A 5,386-nucleotide genomic window follows, 5' to 3' on the forward strand; every position below is an offset into this window, starting at 1 on the left:
CTACCATAAGCCCCCTCATACTGACGATCACGGCTTCTCTGGGCTGCATCCGCCTGCGCTATCGTAAGAAGAAATGTCGAACAAACATAAAAGAATATCGTAAGCCACGAAATCGTTTTGTTTCTAAAACGACTTAAAAAATCACCCCACATATTCATGATCTACCCCGATAATGACACTTTTCTCACAGCTTCGATTTTTATTATAGTAATGAATTATATTTTTCCGATCGATTCTTTTAAATAACTACACGACGGAATCATATGATGATGTTTAAGGTATTTAATTACATATTTCAACTTATTTTTATTATAAAAATAATTTTTTTAAAACGCTTTAATTTTAAATTTTTTACCAAAATAACGTATTTTTATGAATATTTTTTATCTATAATTAATTAAATTTCAAATTGATAATATCGCCGTTTGTTTTTTCAATTCATTTTTTTAATTATTTATAATTTAATTAATAACAAAAAATAATATAACGTTATTTATTTGGCTTTTATTTATTTCTTATTTTACTATTATAATATTTTTAATACATTTAATTCATTTTTTTAAATATTTTTTAATTATATAATGCATTTTTTCCATTCATATATTTTTTTCTAAATTGATAATAATCAATTACGTATCCAATTATCTATTATACACTTATTTGTTTGCGTGATGAAGAATGGATATTTGTATTTTTTTTCTGCCTTTTATGACGAAGAGAATACCCTCCAATACTTTCGGTTAAATTTTATTTTTTTGTCATATACTATTTTTTCTGTGACGCGTGCTATTTTTTGTAACACGCGGCAACAATTAATAAGGTTTATGAACATCGTGATGACCTGTCGAACCGGCTTGTCTTCACATTTTTGAATGTTTGAAAAGTATGATGCCATTTTTCAGGTAAACGACACCACCAGAACCTGACTTATTTTCACCGTGATTGTAAATGAATGTTTAGAACTCACTCTACTTAAACTCATTTCTACTTAAACATAGAACCGATATTTTATGTCTATCACATTTAAAACAGGATATTCATCTATAAAAAAATTATATTTGTAATCTGATACTTTTTTATAATCGTAAGATAACATCGTTTGAAGTTTTTTTCAGAAGTTACAAACCATTACCAACATCGATCAGATTGGATAAGCCCATCCGTCCTAAATTGATATTTTCCGCACGGTCGTTTTAAAAAACACAGTATGTTTAAAACTATAAACAAAAAAGCCGGTAGCGCCTATCGTAGTAGCAAAGAAATAAAGCTATTTCAACCGAATATGAAATACACCGTTACCCACAAACTTGACTTAACACCGCTTTACATAGACCGAACCGACTGTTTTGCAGGGCTTTGCCTTACTTAAATCTACTGGGCTTCGTTCTACCTTGCTTAATTCTACTTAGCTGTGTATTCGCCTTTTCTAAATCAACTTCGCTGCGTATTGCTCTACTTAAGTCAATTTGGTTGTGTTTTCTCTGCTTAATTTTGTTTGGCGTTATTTCCTTCACCCCACTGTGCTTTACCAAGCCCGTCTGGTGATAAAAGGCTATCGCCCGCGCTGCGGTTCATTCAGGCAACATTTTGATAAAGCCGATGGTTTATGCTTTAAATTCTCTTAAGCGCAATCACACTCCTGCATAGATAAACCACTTTTCTATTTGCGCATTTATGATGAACACTGCAATATCACAATGAACACCACAATATCACACAATAAAAGGCCGACGATGGTATTTGCTACATTACGATTGGAAAAGGTTTTGAGTTAGATAACTAAAAACCTTTGCGCTGATTATCAATAAATTTAACTTTCATATTTTTTCAACACTAAAGCAACCACAGCTTTGTAAAACCCATTTAATTATCAGAATATTCTTACATTCTAATTGTCTACAATACTGAAGTTATCACCGATTTTATACACCCTGTGATTACGCATGGTCGAATAATCAGCCCGCAATGCGTATATTTGTAGATCGGTGCCTACTTTAGTCGCTTTATAGGTCACCTGATAGGTATAGTCATCTATTTTTATCCAATCTTTAAACTGCACACCATAACCTATATACCCCGGCAATGTTGGTGTGGCATTTGGTGCATTAATGTAGAAGGTGTTGTCTGGATGAAAGTCTGTTGAGGGATTACCAAATTTGTCAACGAGATGAATTCTGACAATGATATCGTCTCCCACTTTATATTCTTTTTTATTCAATTCGATTTTCAAGTATTCGGGTAACACATAGCCTGGCGTTATAGTAAATGCATTACTCGACAATGCGTCCTGCCATTCCGGATATTTTAATGTGAACGTTAAATTCGTGCCGACTTTTATTGCTTCATAAGGAACTTGTATGTAAGTGTTGCCATCTATTTTTCTTAAATAGGTGGAGTTATTGCAATAGTATCTTACATAATCCGACCCCGGAATTGTGAGTACACTTTGCATTTGGTTATTTTGAAAATTTTTTATATCATCTGTGATATTTATAACGTCATCACCATTTTATCTCGCAAACCTATGTTTAAATGTACAGAATCAGTTTCAGCATAACTATCCTTCGCCACATAAAACTTGGTATTTTCTTTTACCGGTTTTGAATTAACGAACAGGATAACGTAAAAATCATCTTTAATTACTTTCCCGTCATAAGTGGGAGATAAGACCGCAGATCCCCTCTTTAGAACTTTAAACCTCGGCAGATAGGTTCCTTCTTCATTTTCACTTTTTGTTGCATCCAGAAATTCAAATGAGGTGTATGCTTGCAACCTCAATTTTGAGGATCATAAACAGAGTTATTTCCAAAGCTATCACTAGATTTAAAGATGAGCGTTACGATATCATCAAGTTAAGGCTTGTTATTATCAACTGTTAAACTGGATTTTTTTTCGTCAAGTTACCTCGGTGTTACAGTTAAGGATTTGGTTAAACTGTTATAAACGTCACCGGAAACCTTCGGTGTAATTGTAAAAGTTACCGGATCGTTAGAAGTTATACTCATAGAATATTGTCCGTCACTTAATTCCATTATTCCTGAACGGGTCCATGAAATTGCAGCTACACTTTTCGTGATGACAAAACTAATGTCGCTCTTCTTCCCTGTCACAAGGTTGTTGTAAATATCTCTGGCCGTAAAAATGGCGAATGATTCAGTAGCTACTACATTTGTTTCTGGCTCTAGTTTTAACTCCGATGTACCTTCATTTATTGCACCGGGGTTTATTGTTACCTCTTGGGTAAGAACTGCAACACCTGAAACCGTCGATGTAAAAGAATAAGTATCCGCTTTCGTGCCCGTGAAGGTGGCTTCATAGGTTCCAGGCGACGTCTCTTTGATTGCTGTCAGATTGAGGGCAGTGCCATCGGGAACCACTATATTCTCGCTACTATCTTCGATGGTAAAACCGACATCGCTGCCACTTAGCCCCTTGATGGGATTGCTATTCACGTCCATTGGCTTGAAGGTGAGTTTTGATCCTTTGCTATCACCTGCGTTAAAGCTTGACTGGGTTACCGTAAAGGTGGATTTAGCAGCATTCGCCGCACCGGCTGTCACCGTCACGTTAACTTTAAGTTCTCCGACAGGTTTATTGGAAATGTTCGGTTTGATCGTATATTCCCCGACCTTTGCACCTTTCAATGTAGCAGTATAAATGCCGCTACCGCGGGCTGTCTCTTGGGGCGAAGTGAGAGAAACAGGACTGCCAGTTGTAGACACCGTTGTTCCGTTTTTGTCTGTCACGACAAAACTAACCTTGTCACCAGAACCGGTTGTAGCAAGCCCGCTCATAGGGTTGCCAGAAACATCTATGGCCGTAAAGGTGAGTGTTGATGATAGGGTTCCATCTGCTGGAATGGATTTCGGCTCTACTTCAAATGTGGATCGTCCGGTATCGATATCATGGCCCTTTATTGCCACTTGTGCTTCAAGAGTTCCAACAGCAGCTCCCGAAACAAGCGGCTTTAACTTATAAGTTCCGACAAGCGTGCCTTTCAATGTGGCTACATAAATGCCGCTTTGAGCCGGTGTCTCTTGAATGTTCGACAGAATAACCTTGTTCGTATCCGGTCTCTTGTTGCTTTCGTCAACAATGTCAAAAGCAAGTTTGTTGCCTAATCCTGCAACAACATTGCCATAAGCGTCCTTCGCTGTAAAGGTGAGTATTGATTGTTCAGTTCCATCTGCTGAAATGGATGCCTTATCTGCGCCAAAGCTGGAATTGCCTTCTCCTCCATCGACATCACCGGCTGTCAGTGTCACTTGTGCTTCAAGAGTTCCAACGGCAACAGAAGAAACCTTCGGTGTAATTTTATAAGTTCCGGCAAGCGTGCCTTTCAATGTGGCTACATAAATGCCGCTTTGAGCCGGTATCTCTTGAATGTTCGACAGAACAACCTTGTTCGTATCCGGCTTGTTACCGCCCCCGTCAACAATGTCAAAGGTAAGGTCATTGCCTAATCCTGCAACAAGATTGCCATAAGCATCCTTCGCTGTAAAGGTGAGTGTTGATCCTTTGCTATCACCTGCGTTAAATGATGTCGAAGATGCGATAAAGGTGGAATTTCCTTTTCCCCCATCGACTTTACCGGCGGTCAATGTCACAGTGGCTTCAAGAGTTCCAACAGCAACAGAAGAAACCTTCGGTGTAATTTTATAAGTTCCGACAAGCGTGCCTTGCAATGTAGCTACATAAATGCCGCTTTGAGCCGGTGTCTCTTGAATGTTCGACAGAATAACCTTGCTCTCATCCGGCTTGTTACCGCCCCCGTCAACAATGTCAAAAGCAAGGTCATTGCCTAATCCTGCAACAAGATTGCCATAAGCATCCTTCGCTGTAAAGGTGAGTGTTGATCCTTTGCTATCACCTGCGTTAAAGGATGTCGAAGATGCGATAAAGGTGGAATTTCCTTTTCCCCCATCGACTTTACCGGCCTTTATCGTCACAGTGGCTTCAAGTGTTCCAACAGCAACAGAAGAAACCTTCGGTGTAATTTTATAAGTTCCGACAAGCGTGCCTTGCAATGTGGCTACATAAATGCCGCTTTGAGCCGGTGTCTCTTGAATGTTCGACAGAACAACCTTGTTCATATCCGGCTTGTTACCGCCCCCGTCAACAATTTCAAAGGTAAGTTTGTTACCTAATCCTGTGATGGCATTTTTATTGGTGTCCTTCGCTGTAAAGGTGAGTGTTGATCCTTTGCTATCACCTGCGTTAAAGGATGTCGTAGATGCGATAAAGCTGGAATTTCCTTTTCCCCCATCTACATCACCGCCCTTTATCGTCACAGTGGCTTCAAGTGTTCCAACAGCAACAGAAGAAACCTTCGGTGTAATTTTATAAGTTCCGACAAGCGTGCCTTTCAATGTGGCTACATAAATGC

Annotated in this window: 2 protein-coding genes; both read right to left on the reverse strand. The window is 38.5% G+C overall.

The annotated features are described in order from the left end of the window. Window positions 1-1,888: 1,888 nt before the first annotated feature. A complete protein-coding gene (locus tag GQS64_RS11885) occupies window positions 1,889-2,452 on the reverse strand; it encodes a hypothetical protein (RefSeq protein WP_198231751.1) in 564 nt (187 codons plus the stop codon). A gap of 448 nt (window positions 2,453-2,900) precedes the next feature. Continuing rightward, a partial coding sequence (locus GQS64_RS11890; protein ID WP_246798567.1) for an Ig-like domain-containing protein occupies window positions 2,901-5,386 on the reverse strand: 2,486 nt, incomplete at its 5' end.

It is taken from the genome of Bartonella sp. P0282, from assembly GCF_048452985.1.
GTDB lineage: Bacteria > Pseudomonadota > Alphaproteobacteria > Rhizobiales > Rhizobiaceae > Bartonella > Bartonella choladocola.